Origin of the sequence: Pantoea phytobeneficialis, from assembly GCF_009728735.1 — a bacterium.
In the GTDB taxonomy this organism is placed as follows: Bacteria; Pseudomonadota; Gammaproteobacteria; order Enterobacterales; family Enterobacteriaceae; genus Pantoea; species Pantoea phytobeneficialis.
Genome location: NZ_CP024637.1, coordinates 49,676 through 67,157, shown reverse-complemented (window position 1 = coordinate 67,157; position 17,482 = coordinate 49,676). Strand labels below are relative to the sequence as shown.

General features: G+C 57.0%; 16 protein-coding genes. 8 read left to right on the top strand and 8 right to left on the bottom strand.

What is annotated here, in order from left to right; translation table 11 throughout:
• Positions 1–8: 8 nt before the first annotated feature.
• The 4 genes from CTZ24_RS20505 to CTZ24_RS20490 form a co-directional block, all read right to left on the bottom strand.
• On the bottom strand, positions 9–3,575 hold the full coding sequence (locus CTZ24_RS20505) for a molybdopterin cofactor-binding domain-containing protein (RefSeq protein ID WP_208726064.1): 3,567 nt from the start codon (positions 3,573–3,575) through the stop codon (positions 9–11).
• Positions 3,572–4,099 (bottom strand): (2Fe-2S)-binding protein, encoded by a 528-nt coding sequence (locus tag CTZ24_RS20500; RefSeq protein WP_437180288.1) that lies wholly within the window; start codon positions 4,097–4,099, stop codon positions 3,572–3,574. Before CTZ24_RS20500 ends, CTZ24_RS20505 begins: the two co-directional genes overlap by 4 nt.
• Before the next feature lie 44 nt (positions 4,100–4,143).
• Positions 4,144–4,605 (bottom strand): MarR family winged helix-turn-helix transcriptional regulator, encoded by a 462-nt coding sequence (locus CTZ24_RS20495; RefSeq protein WP_208726053.1) that lies wholly within the window; start codon positions 4,603–4,605, stop codon positions 4,144–4,146.
• A 78-nt stretch (positions 4,606–4,683) separates the two neighbouring features.
• Positions 4,684–5,736, bottom strand: a complete 1,053-nt coding sequence (locus tag CTZ24_RS20490) for a 2,5-dihydroxypyridine 5,6-dioxygenase NicX family protein (protein WP_208726051.1) — start codon at positions 5,734–5,736, stop codon at positions 4,684–4,686.
• Between the two features lie 313 nt (positions 5,737–6,049).
• Here CTZ24_RS20490 and CTZ24_RS20485 point away from each other — a divergent pair, with 313 nt between their 5' ends.
• From CTZ24_RS20485 to CTZ24_RS20450, 8 genes are all read left to right on the top strand, one after another.
• The gene (locus CTZ24_RS20485; protein ID WP_208726043.1) at positions 6,050–7,195 is read left to right on the top strand and encodes an FAD-dependent monooxygenase; all 1,146 of its coding nucleotides are present in this window, start codon (positions 6,050–6,052) and stop codon (positions 7,193–7,195) included.
• A complete protein-coding gene (locus CTZ24_RS20480) occupies positions 7,195–8,016 on the top strand; it encodes an alpha/beta fold hydrolase (RefSeq protein WP_208726041.1) in 822 nt (273 codons plus the stop codon). The genes CTZ24_RS20485 and CTZ24_RS20480 overlap by 1 nt, the downstream gene beginning before the upstream one ends.
• A complete protein-coding gene (locus CTZ24_RS20475; RefSeq protein ID WP_208726039.1) occupies positions 8,013–8,765 on the top strand; it encodes a maleate cis-trans isomerase family protein in 753 nt (250 codons plus the stop codon). The genes CTZ24_RS20480 and CTZ24_RS20475 overlap by 4 nt, the downstream gene beginning before the upstream one ends.
• An 11-nt stretch (positions 8,766–8,776) precedes the next feature.
• Entirely contained in the window at positions 8,777–9,415 is a 639-nt protein-coding gene (locus CTZ24_RS20470; RefSeq protein WP_208726037.1) for an N-carbamoylsarcosine amidohydrolase, read from the top strand.
• A gap of 104 nt (positions 9,416–9,519) precedes the next feature.
• On the top strand, positions 9,520–10,830 hold the full coding sequence (locus CTZ24_RS20465; protein ID WP_208726036.1) for an MFS transporter: 1,311 nt from the start codon (positions 9,520–9,522) through the stop codon (positions 10,828–10,830).
• A 247-nt stretch (positions 10,831–11,077) separates the two neighbouring features.
• Positions 11,078–12,352, top strand: coding sequence for a nucleoside permease (locus CTZ24_RS20460; RefSeq protein WP_208726035.1), 1,275 nt, complete (start codon positions 11,078–11,080; stop codon positions 12,350–12,352).
• A gap of 17 nt (positions 12,353–12,369) precedes the next feature.
• Complete coding sequence (locus CTZ24_RS20455) at positions 12,370–13,395, top strand: ADP-ribosylglycohydrolase family protein (protein WP_208726562.1); 1,026 nt, start codon at positions 12,370–12,372, stop codon at positions 13,393–13,395.
• A complete protein-coding gene (locus CTZ24_RS20450; RefSeq protein ID WP_208726034.1) occupies positions 13,379–14,359 on the top strand; it encodes a PfkB family carbohydrate kinase in 981 nt (326 codons plus the stop codon). The genes CTZ24_RS20455 and CTZ24_RS20450 overlap by 17 nt, the downstream gene beginning before the upstream one ends.
• On the opposite strand, the gene CTZ24_RS20445 is transcribed toward CTZ24_RS20450, so the two are convergent.
• From CTZ24_RS20445 to zigA, 4 genes are all read right to left on the bottom strand, one after another.
• A complete protein-coding gene (locus CTZ24_RS20445) occupies positions 14,346–15,089 on the bottom strand; it encodes a GntR family transcriptional regulator (RefSeq protein WP_208726033.1) in 744 nt (247 codons plus the stop codon). The two genes, CTZ24_RS20450 and CTZ24_RS20445, sit on opposite strands and share 14 nt — an antisense overlap.
• Before the next feature lie 96 nt (positions 15,090–15,185).
• The gene (locus CTZ24_RS20440; protein WP_208726032.1) at positions 15,186–15,677 is read right to left on the bottom strand and encodes a GNAT family N-acetyltransferase; all 492 of its coding nucleotides are present in this window, start codon (positions 15,675–15,677) and stop codon (positions 15,186–15,188) included.
• Positions 15,678–15,885: 208 nt separating this feature from the next.
• Positions 15,886–16,071, bottom strand: coding sequence for a tautomerase family protein (locus tag CTZ24_RS20435; protein WP_208726031.1), 186 nt, complete (start codon positions 16,069–16,071; stop codon positions 15,886–15,888).
• Between the two features lie 89 nt (positions 16,072–16,160).
• Entirely contained in the window at positions 16,161–17,384 is a 1,224-nt protein-coding gene (zigA, locus tag CTZ24_RS20430; RefSeq protein ID WP_208726030.1) for a zinc metallochaperone GTPase ZigA, read from the bottom strand.
• Positions 17,385–17,482 lie beyond the last annotated feature (98 nt).

Below are 17,482 nucleotides of genomic sequence, written 5' to 3'. Positions count from 1 at the left end.
CCTCCACCTCAGTGACTGCTGGGATTCGCGCGTACCTGCGCCACTTTTTCCGTTAAGTCAGCCCAGGCGGGTTCATCCGGGGCGTAACGCTGGCGCAGATATGCGGCGATATCAGCGACCTGCTTATCGGAAAGACTGGCGGCGAAGCCCGGCATATAACCCAGATCATCGGTGGCCGGTTTATCAATCCCGTGTAGCACCACCTGCAACAGGTTATCCGGTGTGGCGCTGGTCAGACTGCTGCTGTTCGCCATAGAAGGACTGACGCCAAACAGCTTCGGTCCCCCTTCGCTGGCGCTATGGCAGGCCTGGCAAGCCCCCTTGAACAGGCGTTCCCCGGCGGCGGTATTCCATGCGGGCTGCGCCAAAGGTTGTGCCACGGGCGCAGGCGTCTGACCATTAATATCCGCCAGATAACTCGCCATCGCCCGCACATCCGCCTCCGGCAGTGTCGCCAGATGACTCACCACCGGTGCCATTGGCCCCGCCGCCACGCCATGTTTGTCGTCATAACCGTTGCGCAGATAGTTGTAAAGTGATGCCGCCGTCCAGGGCTGCGGTGATTTACTCAATTGATTGAGTGCCGGAGCTTCCCAGCCATCAACCCAGCCGCCAGCAAGGAACTGATCGCCGCCTTTTTCTGCCCCCATCACGTTGCGGGGTGAATGGCAGGCACCGCAGTGACCCGCGCCATTCACCAGATACGCCCCGCGATTCCATTCGGCACTTTTGCTGGGATCGTTCTGGTATTCGCCGGTGCGCAGATAAAGCGTATTCCAGCCAGCCATCAGGAAACGCATATTAAATGGAAAACGCATCTCATTGGCGGGCGGAGCCTGCTCCACTGCCGGTTGTGACATCAGGTAGGCGTATAACGCCTGCATATCGCCTTCACTCAGCTGACGGAATGACGTATAGGGAAATGCCGGATAGAGATGATGCCCGTCGCGGCTGATGCCCTGGCGCATCGCCCGGTCAAAGGCGTTAAACGACCAGTTACCGATGCCGGTTTTTTTATCCGGGGTGATGTTGGTGGTGTAGAGCGTGCCAAATGGCGTATCCATCTTCAGCCCGCCGGCATTGGTGGCACCACCTTCGGTGGTGTGGCACACCGCGCAGTCTCCGGCTGCCGCTACCTGACGCCCTCGTTCCAGCATCTCCAACGACCAGCTCCCAGCCGCAGGCGGGGTAACCGGCGCGATAGCCGCACGCCACGGCAGGGCGTTAGTGGCGATGCCAATTGCTGCACCCAGTAATCCTGCCGCGCCACCAAACGCCCATTTGCGGCGGCGAGTGGTTTTGTTACGTGCCGGCGCAGGCAGTTGTGGTTCAGGCTGTGGATCCGGTCCGTTCAGCGCCTGGCGCAGTTTATCTGAAGTGATCGGCAACTCGCGAAAACGGATACCGGTGGCATCAAATACCGCATTGGCGATGGCGGCGGCACTGGGCACCGAAGCTGACTCACCCGCGCCGAGCGGCGGCTCATACGGACGCGGCATCATCATCACATCGATATCCGGTACTTCCGGGAAGGTGAGGATCGGATAGCTACCCCATTCCTGGCTGGCGATCATGTTGCTCTCGATCGTCACCTGTTCTTTCAACACGCGGCTGGTGGACTGAATCACGTTGCCGTGAATCTGGTGCTTCACGCCGTCGGGATTGACCATCATGCCCGCGTCATGGCCGACGGTAATGCGCGTAACGGCAATCTCGCCGCTCTGCTTATCAATCGCCACATCGGCGACCCACGCCGCCCAGGCGGCGCCAAAGCCGGGAAATTTGCTGTGAATATAACGTGCATAGGCGAAGCCACGGCCACGTAACACGCCGGGTTCGCTGCTGCTTTGCATCGGTTCGGTGCGTGGTGTCCAGCCTGCGCGATCGGCGGTCGAGCGGATCAGCTCGGCCGCACGTTCGTCCTGGATATAGCGCAAGCGATATTCGACCGGATCGACCCCGGCTGCGTGCGCCAGTTCATCCATATAGGATTCGTGGGCGAAGGTATTGGGCAACGCCGAAACGCCGCGCATCCATGAAGCGCGCACAATCGGTGCCATATCTTCAATGGTGACGCGCATATGCGGAAAGTCGTAGGGCGGGATCGAGGTGCGGTCGCCCATCTCGTAGGCCAGCGCTACCGGGTCCACTCGCCCGGTCAACAGCAACGCCAGGGTTGGTGCGCCGTTGGAAGGGTAGGAGGTGGTGAAATCGTACACCTGCGGATTACCTTCAGCATCGAGTCCGCCATCCACATCCATCAACTGCGCGGTACCTTTCGGTTCCCAGACGTGTTCCTGGGCGCGCGTCAACTGGACGCGCACCGGCTGGCCCACGGCACGGGACAACAGCGCGGCATCGGCGGCGACATCATCGGCGCAGTTGCGGCCATAACAACCCGCCGCCTCCATGCGGTTCACTTCAATGTCACTTTCCGGCATCTCAAACAGCCAGGCGAGATCGGCGCGCAGCAGATGGGGATTCTGCGTGCCGCTCCACACCTGCAAGCCAACTGCATCAAAGGCGGCGACCGCGCAGGAAGGACCGATAGAACCGTGTAACTGATAAGGCCAGACATAGTTGCGGGTAAAGCGTTGCGCGACATTATCCAGAGCGGCATCCACCTCGCCGGTGTCGTGTACCACGCGCGAAGTGCGCGGATTATCGCGAATCGCTTTTTCCACGTCGCGCATATCCGGCAGCATATGCTCCCAGGGTTTCCAGTGTACTTTCAGGGTTTCCATCGCGGCGATGGCCTGATCTTCGCGCTCGGCGACTACGCCAACAAAATCGGCGATTTGCACCACTTTGACGATGCCTTCCAGATGGGCAATCGAACTTTCATCGATGCTGAGAAGCGAGGTCCCGACGAATTGCCCGGTGTCATAACCGGCATAAGGTGGGCGGATCACGCGACCATGCAGCATGCCCGGCAGGCGCATATCGTGCACCCAGGTCAGTTCGCCGGTGGCTTTGCCCGGAATATCGACACGTTGTGAGCTGGTGCCCACTAGCCGGTATTCGCTGGCGGGTTTCAGCGGAGCATCATCCGAAATACGTAACTGGCAGCGCTGACCGTTAACCAGTTCGGCAAAATTCAGGGCGGTGCCATTGGCCAGGCGGAATTCTCCGGCATCCAGCGATAACTCGGCTTCGCCTACCTGTAAACGCGCTGCTGCCTGTTGCGTCAGCCAGCGGCGCGCTTCAGCGGCGGCTTTACGCAGCGGGACGGCGGATATCTGTAAGGTGGCGCTGGCGATGGTCGCGCCCTGATTGGGTACGCGCAACGTATCGCCCAGCACCATCTGTACCTGGTCCATACGCAGGTTGAGTTCTTCGGCAACGATTTGCGTCAGCGAGGTTTTCACCCCGGTACCAAGATCGACGTGACCGTTAAAAGCCCACACTTTGCCTTCGCCATCGATGGCGATAAACAACGCCAGTTCTTTGGGTTTGAGGGTGGGTGTCTGGCCTTTTGGCACCAGACCGGGCGGTGGCTGGATCTCATCGACGATCAGCAGCACATTGTCAGCCGCCAGCAGTTGTTGCTGGGTGGGTAAATCGGCATGGCTCATGGCTGCTCCTCCGCCTGTTGCAGGCAGAGTTGCACTGCGCGCTTCACCGCGCAGAGGATCTCCTGATGGGTGCCGCAGCGGCACAGATTGCCGCTCAGGGCGGAACGAATTTGTTGGTCGCTGGGGCAGGGGAGATCGCGCAACAACGCGGCGGTGGTCATGATCATGCCATTCAGGCAGTAGCCGCATTGAGCGGCCTGTTCTTCGATAAACGCCAGCTGCACCGGATGCAGCGCATCACGGCTGCCTAAGCCTTCCAGGGTGGTGATAGCGCGCTGCCGCACGCCAAACGCCGGGATCACGCAGGCACGCGCGGCAACGCCATCAATCATCACGGTACAGGCACCGCATTCACCCAGCCCACAGCCATATTTCGGACCGTTAAGGGATAATTCATTACGCAGTACCAGCAATAACGAGGTGTCGCGATAGCTGGTGACTTCTCTCTCTTCGCCATTAACCTTCAATGAATAACAGCGTAAACCTGCAGGTGAAACCGTCGTGGCAGACTGTTGTGCCATCATTTTCATTATTGACCGCCTTACCGAGGCGGCTCACTCGCCCCGGGTTATGACTGGCTCGTGTCGTCCAGCATTTTCCTGAGCAGATAAACCAGCGCGACTCGTTCGGCTGGATTCAACTGCCCATACGTCATTTCAGTAATGCGAACTGCGTTATCGGTGGTGTGCTGAATCAGCGCCTGTCCCGGCTCTGTCAGCATCACAATCACCTTGCGTTTGTCGGTGGGATCAGGGCCAAGACTGACCAGATCGCGCGCCTTTAAACGTTCAACCACGCCGCGGATGGTGGCCTGATCGACAGCGGTGTAACGCACTAAATCGTTCTGCGCGCTGGGACCGTGGTCCCGCAGTGCGCACAGCGTAATAAATTGCACCGCCGTGATCTGTGAATCACCCACATGTTGTTGAAAAATCGCCACATGGCGCTGGTAAACCTTGCGCAGCAGATGGCCAACCTGTTGGGTGTAGTCGTAATTGTCTTCCGTGGGGGAAGTGTGGTCGTGCGACATAAAAAGGTCCTTTTTCCCGGATACTGCCAGGCAGTGTAATGCATTGTCACTGCGCTGACAGCCGCTCCCTGCGTATGATTAACGTGCGCGTGAGGCTTCGGGTGCCACCACTTCGCCTTCGGCGACCACCAGCAGATCATCAACCTTGATGTCACAACGGCGCAGCGCGATATCCATATGGCATGGTGTTTTACGTTTGCCGCCCACTTCGGTGTTCGGACCGGTGGAGAACAGGAAGTTGCCGTAAAACGCGCGTGCATCCATACACATGCCGTCGTTTTTGTCGTGCAGGCCCATAGCGGTCCACTGTGCGCGTGGCTGTAATCCCCAGCCGATATGTGAAATGCCATACACTTCCGGGTCGTTGAAATAGCTCATGTAATCACGCAGATATTCCGCTTCGAAGCCACCGTGGATCTTTGTCACAAAGCCTTTCTCGATTTCCAGCGTGATACGTTCGCGGGCATAGGATTTAAACGGCAGCAGGATATCTCCCACTTCCAGCACCAGCACCCCTTCCGCCTGATCTTCGTTCGGCCAGGTGAACAGGAAACCGCTCGGCCAATGGTCCCAGCGGCCCGGTTCATCGGCATAACCGTACTCGGTCACCGTCGGATACTGTCCCAGCGGGGCGCGGAAATCGCTGCCGGCCTGGGATTTCACCGTCATCATGCGCGCTTTCTCCAGTACCGCGGCCGCGGCCAGCACACGCGACTTGTCCTCTTCCGTTGGCAACATTCGTGCCAACACTTCCGGGGGTTCAACTGCCAGCAGGATACGGGTACCGGTTTTCAGGATCTGTTCCTGCTCCGGTGAGTGCAGCAACATCATGGTATCGACAATCAGGTCTGCTGCTTCCAGCGCGCGTTGCGCCGCAATGTTGCCGGTTAACGCGGTATCGCCGCAGTAGGCGGTCATGTCGTTGCCCATCGCGGTGGGATGATTAAAGGCTGGCAGTTCCACGCAATACACTTTCGCGCCCAATCGTAGTGCAGCATCGGTCGCGGCCTGCACGGTGCGTGCATCAGAATAGTGACTTTTCAGAATGGCGACGCTTTGTGTGGCATCGACTTTCGACAGACGTAATACCTGCTCAAACATCTGTCCTAACTGACTCTGGTTAACTGCCATTGCGGGTTCCTCTCGGGTTCGATGTTGCTGTCTAAAACTTCATCTTTTTGTAGCGAATACGCTAGATATATTTGTTATAGACGTGTTGCGAAGAAGAGTGCAAGCATTTCTTTTTGTCATAAGAAAAGCCTATTTAACGCAGCGTATATGCTGTGATTAACATCATGACATGCAGTTTTCACCACAATAATCATTGCAATTCACAAAAAAATAACGCCAATAATTATAGTGTACACACTAGATAATTTGAGCGGGGTTAGAAACCAATGCCGCAGGTGTACCTTCAAATCAGCGTGAGTTTTGAGAGGAAAATATGAGCAATATGAAACGCATTGCGATCGTTGGCGCAGGTCTTGGTGGCCTGGCTGCTGGCTCGTTGTTACAGAAAGCGGGCTTCAATGTGCAGGTTTACGAACAGAGTCCGGCGTTTTCACGTCTCGGTGCGGGCATCCACATGGGACCGAACGTCCTGAAAGTGTTCCGTCGCATGGGGATCGAACAACAGCTGGAAGATCTGGCCTCACATCCGGATTTTTGGTTCAGTCGCGACGGCGAAACCGGTGAATACCTCTCGCGCATTCCGCTGGGTGAATTTGCGCGCAAGGAGTACGGTGCAGCATACGTCACGGTACATCGTGGCGATTTGCAGGCGATGCAGATGACCAGCCTGGAGCCGGGTTCGGTTCACTTTGGCAAATGCCTGAGCAGCGTGGAAGACAGCGGCAACGATGTGGTGCTGCGTTTCCAGGATGGTAGCGAAGAACGCGCCGATATCGTGATTGGTGCCGATGGTATCAACTCCAAACTGCGCGAACACCTGCTGGGCGTGGAAGCACCGACCTACAGCGGCTGGGTGGCGCACCGCGCGTTGATCCGTGGCGAACAACTGCGTAAGTACAACCTCGATTTCGAAGATTGCGTGAAATGGTGGTCGGAAGATCGTCACCTGATGGTGTACTACACCACCAAATCTCGCGATGAATACTACTACGTCTCTGGCGTGCCGCATCCGGCGTGGGATTTCAAAGGTAGTTTTGTCGACAGCAGCCAGCAGGAGATGCTGGAAACTTTCGGCCATTACCATCCGGTGGTCCAGGCGCTGATTGAATGCAGCGAAAACGTCACCAAGTGGCCGCTGCTCAACCGCCAGCCGCTGCCGGTGTGGAGTGAAGGGCGCATTGTGCTGTTGGGTGATGCCTGCCATCCGATGAAACCGCATATGGCACAGGGTGCTGCGATGGCGATTGAAGACGCCGCCATGCTGGCACGTTGCCTGACAGAAACCGGCCTGGAAGATTACAGCACCGCCTTCCGCCTGTATGAAGTCAACCGCAAAGAGCGCGCTTCGCGTGTGCAGTCGGTGTCGAACGCCAACACCTTCCTGCGCACGCAGGAAGATCCGGCCTGGGTGTACGGCTACGATGTCTTCGCCGCACCGCTGAAAAGCGAGGGGGCGTGATGAGCACGTTTGTCAGCGGTGGCCAGGTGCAGGCGAACGGCATTCGCCAGCACTATCTGCGTTATGGCGGGAAAGGCCCGACTCTGATTCTGGTACCGGGTATCACCAGCCCGGCGATTACCTGGGGTTTTGTCGCGGAAGTATTTGGTCAGCAATTTGATACCTGGGTGCTGGATGTGCGTGGACGCGGTTTATCCAGCAGCGGTGCAGGTCTGGACTACGGCACCGAGAGCTGCGCCGACGATATTAACGCCTTCGCTGAGGCTCTGGGACTGACGCAGTACCACCTGGTCGGCCATTCAATGGGGGCGCGTTTTATCATGCGTGCTGCGGTGAAACAGCCAGACAGCGTGTTGTCGTTGTCACTGATTGATCCGCCAGTGTCGGGACCGGGCCGTCGTCTCTATCCGGGCCAGTGGCCGTGGTATCAGGACTCGATCCGCGAGGCGGAGCAGGGCATGGACGCGGAAGCGATGAAAAAATATTGCCCGAGCTGGACGAAAGAGCAACGTCAGTTGCGCGCCGAGTGGCTGCACACCTGCTACGAACCGGCCATCCGTCGTGCCTACGACGATTTTCATCAGCTCGATATCCACCAATATTTTCGCCAGTTGCCCGCTAAAACCCTGCTGATGGTGGCGGGCAAAGGTGGCGTGATCCTGGCGGAAGATGAGGCCGAGATCCGCGAACTGCTGCCCTCAATTGAAATCGCTCACGTTGAACATGCCGGACATATGATCCCCTGGGATGACTTCCCCGGCTTCTTCGCTGCCTTTGGTACCTTCCTTGGCGCAACCCTGCAACCGGAGATTCAGTCATGACCCGCCAGTACCGTATCGGCCAAATTGTGCCAAGTTCCAACATTACGATGGAAACTGAAATCCCTGCCATGTTGCAGGCTCGCCAGTTGATCCGCCCGGAGCGCTTTACTTTTCACTCCAGCCGCATGCGTATGAAGCACGTCAACAAAGATGAACTGGCGGCGATGGATAAGGAGTCGGACCGCTGCGCGCTGGAACTGTCGGATGCCAAAGTTGATGTGCTGGGATACGCCTGCCTGGTGGCGATCATGGCGATGGGCCCCGGTTATCACCGTCAGTCACAGGCGCGTCTTACCGCGGTCACACGAGAAAATGACGCGCTGGCACCGGTGATCACCAGTGCCGGTGCGCTGGTGGATGCGCTGCATATCATGGGTGCGAAAAAGATCGCTCTGGTCGCGCCGTATATGAAGCCCCTTACGGAGCTGGTGGTGGATTACATCCAGCGCGAAGGGATTGAGGTGAAAGTGTGGCGTGCACTGGAGATTGCCGATAACCTCGCGGTCGCCCGTCATGATCCCGCCAATCTGCCGGGCATTGTGGCCGATATGCCGCTGGACGACGTCGACGTGGTGGTGTTGTCAGCCTGCGTGCAAATGCCTTCACTGCCGGCAGTCGCCAAAGTGGAAGCGCAAACCGGCAAGCCGGTGATCACCGCAGCGATCGCCACTACCTACGCGTTGCTGAAAGCGCTGGAACTGGAGCCGGTGGTGCCTGGTGCCGGTGCGTTGCTGTCCGGTGCCTGGTAAGGAGCGAACTGATGACACAAAGCGCCAGTGACAACTATGCCGGTGTCTGGGGCAACCGCATCGGTTTTGGCAAACGACCGGCTCTGCTGATGATCGATTTTCTGCAAGGCTACACCACGCCGGGCGCACCGCTGTTTGCGCCGGGGGTGGTGGATGCGGTCCAGGAAGCGGAAGCCTTGCTGGCAACCGCACGCCACTGCGCCATCCCGGTGATCCATACCCAAATCCGTTACCACCCGCAGCATCAACGTGATGGTGGCATCTGGGTACAGAAAGCGCCGGTGATGCGCGACATGGTGGAGGGCAATCCGCTGGCGGCGTTCTGCCCTGGCGTGCTGCCACTCGCGGATGAGGTGGTGATCACCAAGCAATATGCCAGCGCGTTTTTTGGCACCGCACTGGCATCGCTGCTGGTGACGGAAGGTATCGACACCCTGATCATCGCCGGGTGTTCCACCAGCGGCTGCGTGCGCGCCAGCGCCGTGGACGCGTTGCAATACGGCTTTCGCGCGATGGTGGTACGTGAATGCGTGGGCGATCGCCACGCAGCGCCGCATGAAGCCAACCTGTTTGATATCGACAGTAAGTACGGCGATGTGGTGTCCAAAGCCACCACGCTGGAGTATCTCGGACAGTTCAGCGCCCGTTAAGGGCGCTTATTCACCTGCACGGAGTGCGCAGACACAACAGGTTTCACGGTCAGTGAAACGCATAACAACACGCCCATCAGGGTTTATTGCGCCCGGAGAAAATCATGACTGTTGCTACAACCCGTCCTGCTGTGCTGGCAGCCGAGGACACTGCCGCGATTTACCGCAAAATCACCTGGAAACTGATTCCTTTTCTCTGTTTATGTTATCTGGCGGCGTATCTGGACCGTATCAACATCGGTCTGGCGAAGCTGCAAATGGCCAGCGACCTGTCGCTGAGCGAGACGGCGTTTGGTCTCGGTGCCGGGCTGTTTTTTGTTGGCTACATTCTGTTTGAAGTTCCAAGCAACCTGATTCTGCAACGCGTCGGGGCAAAAATCTGGATCGCGCGCATCATGATTACCTGGGGTTTGCTCTCCACTGCAACCTTACTGGTGCAAACGCCGATGCAGTTCTACATCATTCGTTTTTTACTGGGCGCGGCGGAAGCCGGGTTTCTGCCGGGCGTGTTGTTCTATCTCACTAAATGGTTCCCCTCCTGGCGTCGCAGCCGCATCATCGCGCTGTTTATGATTGGTCTGCCGCTCTCCAGTCTGATTGGCGGACCGCTTTCCGGTTGGATCATGGGCCATTTCCATGAGGTGTACGGGATGCGCGGCTGGCAATGGCTGTTCCTGCTGGAGGGTATCCCGAGCGTGCTGCTGGGGGTGATGACTTTCTGGTTGCTGCCGAACAGCGTGGAAAGTGCAAACTGGCTGAGTGCGGAAGAAAAGCAGGCGGTGCAAAACGACCTTGACAGAGATGAAGGCGAGGCGAAAGGGGTGAAGCATCGCCTGCGTGATGGTCTGCTGAATATCCGTGTGGTGATGCTCGGCGGGATCGACTTCTCCATTCTGCTCAGTGCCTATGCGATGGGCTTCTGGATGCCGACCTTTATTAAAAACGCTGGCACCACCGATATCAGCACCATCGGTTACCTGACGGCCATTCCCAGCCTGGCGGCGTTGATCGGTATGCTGGCCATTGGCAGCAGCTCGGACCGGACGCGTGAACGCCGCTGGCATATCATTGTACCATTTATCATTGGCGCAGCGGCGATGGGAGCCAGCACCTTTTTCTCCCATAACGTGATGATGACGGTGCTGTTATTCTCGATTGCCCAGGCGATGATCATTGGCGCGGTGCCGGTGTTCTTCAGCCTGCCTGCGACCTTCCTGAAAGGCACGGCGGCAGCGGCCGGGTTTGCGCTGGCCTGCTCCATCGCCAATATCGCCGGACTGGTGAGTAACTCGGTGATGGGGATCGCACTGGATCTTACTGGCAGCGGCAATGGCGCGCTGTGGTTCTTTGCGGTCTGTCTGCTGTTGAGCTGCCTGCTGGTGATCGCTTTACCGGCCAAACTGGTTAACCGTTAATTCCTTCCTTTTCAGCGTGTGATACTGGTTCACACGCTGCCTGCTATAAAAATTCGCGCGATAAATCGCACCGCCACGGGCCAATGCTTACCTGTAGCGGCGCGATTTATCGCGCGTTTTATCATCTCCAACCCTGTTAACCATCGGTTAAAATTATGTGGATGAGGTCAAACTATCAGCTAAAGGTATTACAAAGGTATTGTTAGTGGTGTTAGATTGGTTCTACCAACACCGGGGAGTAAGTTCGATGAAAAATACAATGCCAAAACTGTCGTTCATGATGTTCCTTGAATGGTTTATCTGGGGGGCATGGTTCGTGCCGCTCTGGGCCTTTCTGAGTAAAAATGGCTTCACCCCGATGGAGATTGCCTGGTGCTATGCCTGCACCTCCATCGCCGCCATCCTGTCACCGATTCTGGTTGGCTCGCTGGCAGACCGCTTCTTCCAGGCACAGAAAGTCTTGTCGCTGCTGATGATTGTTGGCGCGATTCTGATGTTCTTCGCCGCGCAACAGACGCACTTCGGCAGCTTCTTCCCGCTGCTGCTGTTATATGCGCTGACCTATATGCCGACCATTGCGCTGACCAACAGCATTGCCTTCTCCCACGTTGGTGATGTTGAACGCGATTATCCACGCGTGCGCGTGATGGGGACCATCGGCTGGATCGCTTCCGGCATTGCCTGCGGCTTCCTGCCGCCGCTGCTTGGTTTTGGCGATATCTCGGCGAGTAATGTTCCGTTGCTGATCACCGCTGCCAGTTCGCTGCTGCTGGGTATCTTTGCCCTGATGTTGCCGGCCACAGAACCGAAAAGCACCGGCAAATTCAGCCTGCGCGTGGCACTCGGTCTGGATGCGTTGCATCTGTTGAAAGATCGTAGCTTCCTCGTGTTCTTTGTCTGCTCGTTCCTGTTCAGCATGCCGCTGGCCTTCTACTACATCTTTGCTGAAGGTTATCTGACCGAAGTGGGTCTGCCGCATGCCACCGGCTGGATGACCCTCGGCCAGGTATCGGAAATCTTTTTCCTGCTGGCGCTGCCGTTCTTTATCAAACGTTTCGGCATCGGCAAAGTGCTGCTGTTGGGACTGGTGACTGCCGCGCTGCGCTATGTCTTCTTCGTGTTCGGCGGCGATCAGAACCTGCTAACCTTCGGCCTGCTGTTTATGGGTATCCTGCTGCATGGCGTCAGCTATGACTTCTACTTCATCACCGCCTACATTTACGTGGATAAGAAAGCGCCGGTAGCGATGCGTAACGCGGCGCAGGGCCTGATTACGCTTGCCTGTCAGGGTATCGGCAGCCTGCTGGGCTACCGTCTTGGCGGCTATCTGATGCAGGAGATGTTTGCTTACGATAAGCCGATCAACGGTCAGACCTTCAACTGGGCCGGGATGTGGATGTTCGGTAGCGTGATGATTGTGATTATCACCCTCGCCTTTATCGTGTTGTTCCGTGACGGCAAAAAACGCAGTGATGAATTAACCGCTTTTGATACTTCAGCACCCGCTGAAAGCCATAAATAAGAGAAGTAGCGATGACAATGACACTCCAGGAAAAACGGATTTTGGGCGCCTTCTATGGCCAGGCACTGGGCGACGCGATGGGTATGCCGTCGGAACTCTGGCCGCGCAGCCGCGTGAAACAGCATTTTGGCTGGATCGATCGCTTTCTGCCCGGCCCGGCCGAAAACAATGCCGCCTGCTATTTTGGCCGGGCGGCCTTTACCGACGACACCTCGATGGCGCTGGCACTGGCCGACGCTATCATCACCCATGATGGCGACATCAATGCCGAAACCATTGGGGCCAATATTTTGCGCTGGGCAGAAGCGTTTGATGCCTTCAACAAAAACGTGCTCGGGCCAACCTCGAAAATTGCCCTCAACGCGTTGAAAGCCGGAACACCTGTCGCGCAACTGGAAAATAACGGCATGACCAACGGCGCGGCGATGCGTGTATCGCCGCTGGGCTGCCTGCTACCGGCGCGCGATCTGGCGGGCTTTATTGATGCCGTGGCGCTGGCGTCCAGCCCGACGCATAAATCCGATGTGGCGATTGCCGGGGCCACGGTTATCGCCTGGGCGGTTTCGCGTGCCATTGATGGGGCAAACTGGGCAACTATCCGCGATGAGTTGCCGTCGATTGCCCGAGCAGCGCAGGAAAAACGTGTCACCACCTTCAGTGCTTCGATGGCGGCGCGCGTGGAACTGGCGTTGCAGGTTGTGGCGCAGGGCAGGGGGACAGAATCGACCCTGCAACAGATTTATAATCTGGTCGGGACGGGGACCAGCACCATTGAATCAGTGCCCGCCGCGATTGCGATGGTGGAACTGGCTGCCTGCGATCCTAACCGTTGCGCCATTCTCTGTGCCAACCTCGGTGGCGACACCGATACCATCGGTGCAATGGCGGTGGCGATTTGCGGTGCATTGCAGGGAATTGACGGCATCGATCCGGCATTAAAAGCTGAACTGGATGCTGCCAATAATCTGGATTTCACCCGCTACAGCAGTGCGTTCAGTCGTTTCCGTCAGCAGCGTGAGGCCGCCTATGCTGACGCCAGATGATCTGACACGACTGGCTGGTCGCCTGCCGGTTTGCGTGGTGGGTGCGGCGGTGGTGGATGTGATTGCCGATGCTTACTCACTGCCGCATCGCGGCAGTGATATCGAACTGCATCAGCAGGGCGTCAATGTCGGCGGTTGCGCCCTGAATGTGGCGATTGCGCTGCATCGACTTGGTGTACCGTCGATCAATGCTTTGCCGCTGGGTAACGGCGTCTGGGCCGGGATTGTGCGCCAGAAACTGGTGGAATATGGCATCGAAAGCGTGCTGGAAACGGCATCCGGTGATAACGGTTGGTGCCTGGCGCTGGTGGAGCCGGATGGTGAACGTACCTTTCTTTCGGTCAGCGGCGTGGAAAATCAGTGGGACGCGGCGTTGCTTGATACGCTACCGCAACCGGCGCATCGCTGGATTTATCTCTCCGGTTATCAACTCACCAGTAAAAGTGGCGAGGTGTTGATTAGCTGGCTGGAACGGCAGCCACAACCCTGGCAGCTGCTGGTGGATTTTGGACCTCGCCTGGCGGATATCGCGGATGCACAATTCGCACGTATCATGGCGCTCAATCCACTGATTACAGTGAACAGACAAGAGGCGGAGTTGCTGTGGCGGGAGCGCCTTGGTGCATCCGAACTCTTTGATGCGCATGCGCTGCTGGCGCGCTGGCAGCAACGTTTTGGCAGCGCAATGGTGGTGCGGCTCGACAGCGATGGGGCAGGATACAGCGATGCGGCAACCCAGGGTTGGGTGCCTGCGCTGGCGACCACGGTGGTGGATACCATTGGTGCCGGCGACAGCCATGCGGGTGGACTGCTGGCTGGTCTGGCGTCCGGTTGGTCGCTGGCCGACAGCGTGGCGCTGGGCAATGCGGTGGCGTCCTATGTTGTCTCACAGCGCGGTGGGGACTGCGCGCCGGATCGCGCAACGCTGACCGCTTACTGGCAGCAGCGTCTTACTCGGCAATAAACACGTACATATCGCTGCGACAGTAGCTGATGCTGTACTCCAGCGGATTGCCCTGTGCGTCGAGTGCCAGTTGCTTAATCACCAACACCGGCACATTGGCGGGCAGGGCAATTTGCTGTTGCAGTGCCTCATCCGGCATACGTGCGCTGACACGGCTTTGTGACTTCACCGGCAGGATTTGTCGCTCACGAAAATAGTCGTACAGCGATATACCGATATCGTCAGCATCGGCAATCAGCTGGGTTGAAACCCACGACTCTTCAACCGACACCGCCTGTTGATCCACATAGCGAATGCGTTTCAACTGCCAGACATCGCTGCCGTTGCTCAGCCCCAGTTTCTCCGCAATCTCCGCGTTGCAACGGATTTTGCTTTTGTTGATCCATACCGTATCGGGCTTTTTGCCGCGTAATACCGCCTGCTGCGACAAACCTTTGGGTTCTTTCAGCGAATATTCAAACTGGCTACAGATTTGCGTACCGTAGCCACGCGAACGAAACACCACGCCCTCTTTTTCCAGTTCATCCATCGCCTTACGCACGGTAATGCGCGAAATTCCCAGCGACTGGCTGAATTCGCGTTCTCCCGGCAGGATCTCTTCATGGACCAGCTGGCCTGCGCGCACGGCGTCTTTAATGGCAGCGGCAAAGCGTTTATACAGCGGCGTGCGGCTTTCCTCCGCCAGAATGGCGGCAAGCTGTGCAAACAGGGAACTGTGTTGATGGGTCATACTCAATCCAGAAAACGACAGATCGGGCTATGATACTGAAAATTCGCTGGCTGCGAAGCGGAATTGCGCCGCTACGCATCTTTGCCAGTACAACCGTTACAGCGTTTTAATCATCTCATGCCACGCCATGCCGCCGTGGTCAGATTCCGACGGTTTGATATAAGCGAAACCAAACTTGCGGTACAGCTCGATATGTTGGGTCTTGCACATCAGGTGAATACTCTGCTTGCCCAGCGCTCGCTGCTCATCAATAAAGGTATGCATCAGCTGCGCCGCATAACCCTTGCCCTGCCATTGCGGGTCAACCACCACCGACATAATCACCACATTAGGCGCGGCTGCATCGTGTCCCACCAGTTCCTTAAAGGCTTCGTCGGACATCACCACTTCCCAGGCACAGCCTGAGTTGATAAAACCAACGGCCTGGCCGTCCACTTCCAGCAGTAAAAAGCCTTGCGGATAGTCAGCGATGCGGGTGGCGATCTTCTCGCGGGTTGCGGCTTCATCACCCTCATAGGCGGTGATTTCAATTTCAAAGCAACGGTCAACATCATTCAGAGTGGGGCGGCGGAACAACGGCAGGGACATTGAGACTCCAGAAGAAAGAAAAGTGCGTGTGGCGGCGTGATTTATCGCGCGGGTTTTCACACCCCACGCACAGAATTGCGCGATAAATCACGCCGCTACGAAGTTGTACAAGTTAAGCGGCCCTAGGGTAGCGATATTTGCAGACGGGATAAAGGTAAGAAAGGGAAATCCTGCCCATCAGGATCATGGGCAGGAGAGGGGGTATCCGTTAACGCTCGTCAAACGGAATGCCACCCTTCGATTTCATATGTAACGGCGTTTCGACAATTGACACCACCACGGAATTGGCATCGATCTCAAACGAATCAGACACGGCAGTGGTGATAGCTTTCAGCAGTTTCTTTTTCTGTTCAGTGGTGCGGCCTTCCGCGGCATAGACAACAACTTCTGGCATAACGTCTTCTCCTGTAAGGGTAAATGCTGCAATTCAGCATACTCCTGACCTTGATGGAAAAGCGTAGCCATTTGTTGCTTTCTGTGCGATTACGCGTCCACGGCGTCATGCTCGAACCATTCCGGCAGAGGATCAGGCAATGTCACCCAACTTGCCGGGCCAGCCGCCATCTCTGCGGGGGTCAGCAGGGCGTGCTCCAGCGCATTGCGTACCTGATCTTCATCCATCTCGATACCGATAAACACCAGTTCCTGACGCGCATCACCGATGCCTTCCTGCCAGTGACGGGCAATAAACGCCAGCGATTCTTCATCCTGCGGCCAGCGTTCACGCGGGATACTGGCCCACCAGTGACCGGCATAGCCGTGGCGCGCCACGGCTCCAGCCTGTGACCACATTGCCGCATACTCCGGGCGGCTTGCCAGCCAGAAATAACCTTTTGAACGGATTACCCCTTCCAGTTGATGATTCACCGCATGCCAGAAACGCTGTGGATGGAACGGGCGACGTGCACGATAGACAAAACTGCGGATGCCGTACTCCTCCGTTTCTGGTTGATGTTCGCCGCGCAGTTCCTGCAACCAACCGGGCGCCTGGGATGCAGCGTCGAAATCAAAACGCCCGGTTTCCAGCACCTCATCCAGCGGCACCTGCCCAAAGTGTGAAAATACAATCCGGGCGCGTGGATTAAGTGAACGCAGCATGGCGTACAGCGTTTGCTGATCGTCCTGATTAATCAAATCGGTTTTATTCACCACCAGCATATCGCAAAACTCAATTTGATCGACTAACAAATCGACCACCGAGCGGGCATCGGCCTCGCCCAGTGATTCGCCTCGCGCTTGCAGGGAGTCGGTTGAACGGTAATCACGCAGGAAATTAAAACCATCCACCACCGTGACCATGGTATCCAGTCGGGCGAATTGTGACAGGCTCTGACCGTCTTCATCCGCGAATGTGAAGGTTTCCGCGACCGGCAGAGGTTCGGAAATTCCGGTGGATTCGATCACCAACTGATCAAAGCGGCCTGCCTCGGCCAGGCGGCGCACTTCCAGCAGCAAATCCTCGCGCAACGTGCAGCAAATGCAACCGTTGCTCATCTCCACCAGCTTTTCATCGGTACGGGAAAGCTCCGCACCACCATTGCGAACCAGCGCGGCATCAATATTCACTTCCGACATATCATTGACGATCACCGCTACCCGGCGGCCAGCGCGGTTATTGAGAATATGGTTAAGCAGCGTGGTCTTCCCGGCACCGAGAAAGCCAGAAAGAACTGTGACGGGGAGACGTGAATCCTGAATTAACGACATAGCATGACCTCTGAAGTACATATTGTTATGTTATAACATAACAATAATAACCCAGAGATGACAAGGGAGATTGTTTGTCGCGTTGCCGTTACGCCGGG

Coding starts and splice junctions, on each gene's coding strand:
- CTZ24_RS20505 (WP_208726064.1), bottom strand. CDS start 3,575: ATGAGCCATGCCGATTTACCCACCCAGCAACAACTGCTGGCGGCTGAC.
- CTZ24_RS20500 (WP_437180288.1), bottom strand. CDS start 4,099: ATGATGGCACAACAGTCTGCCACGACGGTTTCACCTGCAGGTTTACGC.
- CTZ24_RS20495 (WP_208726053.1), bottom strand. CDS start 4,605: ATGTCGCACGACCACACTTCCCCCACGGAAGACAATTACGACTACACC.
- CTZ24_RS20490 (WP_208726051.1), bottom strand. CDS start 5,736: ATGGCAGTTAACCAGAGTCAGTTAGGACAGATGTTTGAGCAGGTATTA.
- CTZ24_RS20485 (WP_208726043.1), top strand. CDS start 6,050: ATGAGCAATATGAAACGCATTGCGATCGTTGGCGCAGGTCTTGGTGGC.
- CTZ24_RS20480 (WP_208726041.1), top strand. CDS start 7,195: ATGAGCACGTTTGTCAGCGGTGGCCAGGTGCAGGCGAACGGCATTCGC.
- CTZ24_RS20475 (WP_208726039.1), top strand. CDS start 8,013: ATGACCCGCCAGTACCGTATCGGCCAAATTGTGCCAAGTTCCAACATT.
- CTZ24_RS20470 (WP_208726037.1), top strand. CDS start 8,777: ATGACACAAAGCGCCAGTGACAACTATGCCGGTGTCTGGGGCAACCGC.
- CTZ24_RS20465 (WP_208726036.1), top strand. CDS start 9,520: ATGACTGTTGCTACAACCCGTCCTGCTGTGCTGGCAGCCGAGGACACT.
- CTZ24_RS20460 (WP_208726035.1), top strand. CDS start 11,078: ATGAAAAATACAATGCCAAAACTGTCGTTCATGATGTTCCTTGAATGG.
- CTZ24_RS20455 (WP_208726562.1), top strand. CDS start 12,370: ATGACACTCCAGGAAAAACGGATTTTGGGCGCCTTCTATGGCCAGGCA.
- CTZ24_RS20450 (WP_208726034.1), top strand. CDS start 13,379: ATGCTGACGCCAGATGATCTGACACGACTGGCTGGTCGCCTGCCGGTT.
- CTZ24_RS20445 (WP_208726033.1), bottom strand. CDS start 15,089: ATGACCCATCAACACAGTTCCCTGTTTGCACAGCTTGCCGCCATTCTG.
- CTZ24_RS20440 (WP_208726032.1), bottom strand. CDS start 15,677: ATGTCCCTGCCGTTGTTCCGCCGCCCCACTCTGAATGATGTTGACCGT.
- CTZ24_RS20435 (WP_208726031.1), bottom strand. CDS start 16,071: ATGCCAGAAGTTGTTGTCTATGCCGCGGAAGGCCGCACCACTGAACAG.
- zigA (WP_208726030.1), bottom strand. CDS start 17,384: ATGTCGTTAATTCAGGATTCACGTCTCCCCGTCACAGTTCTTTCTGGC.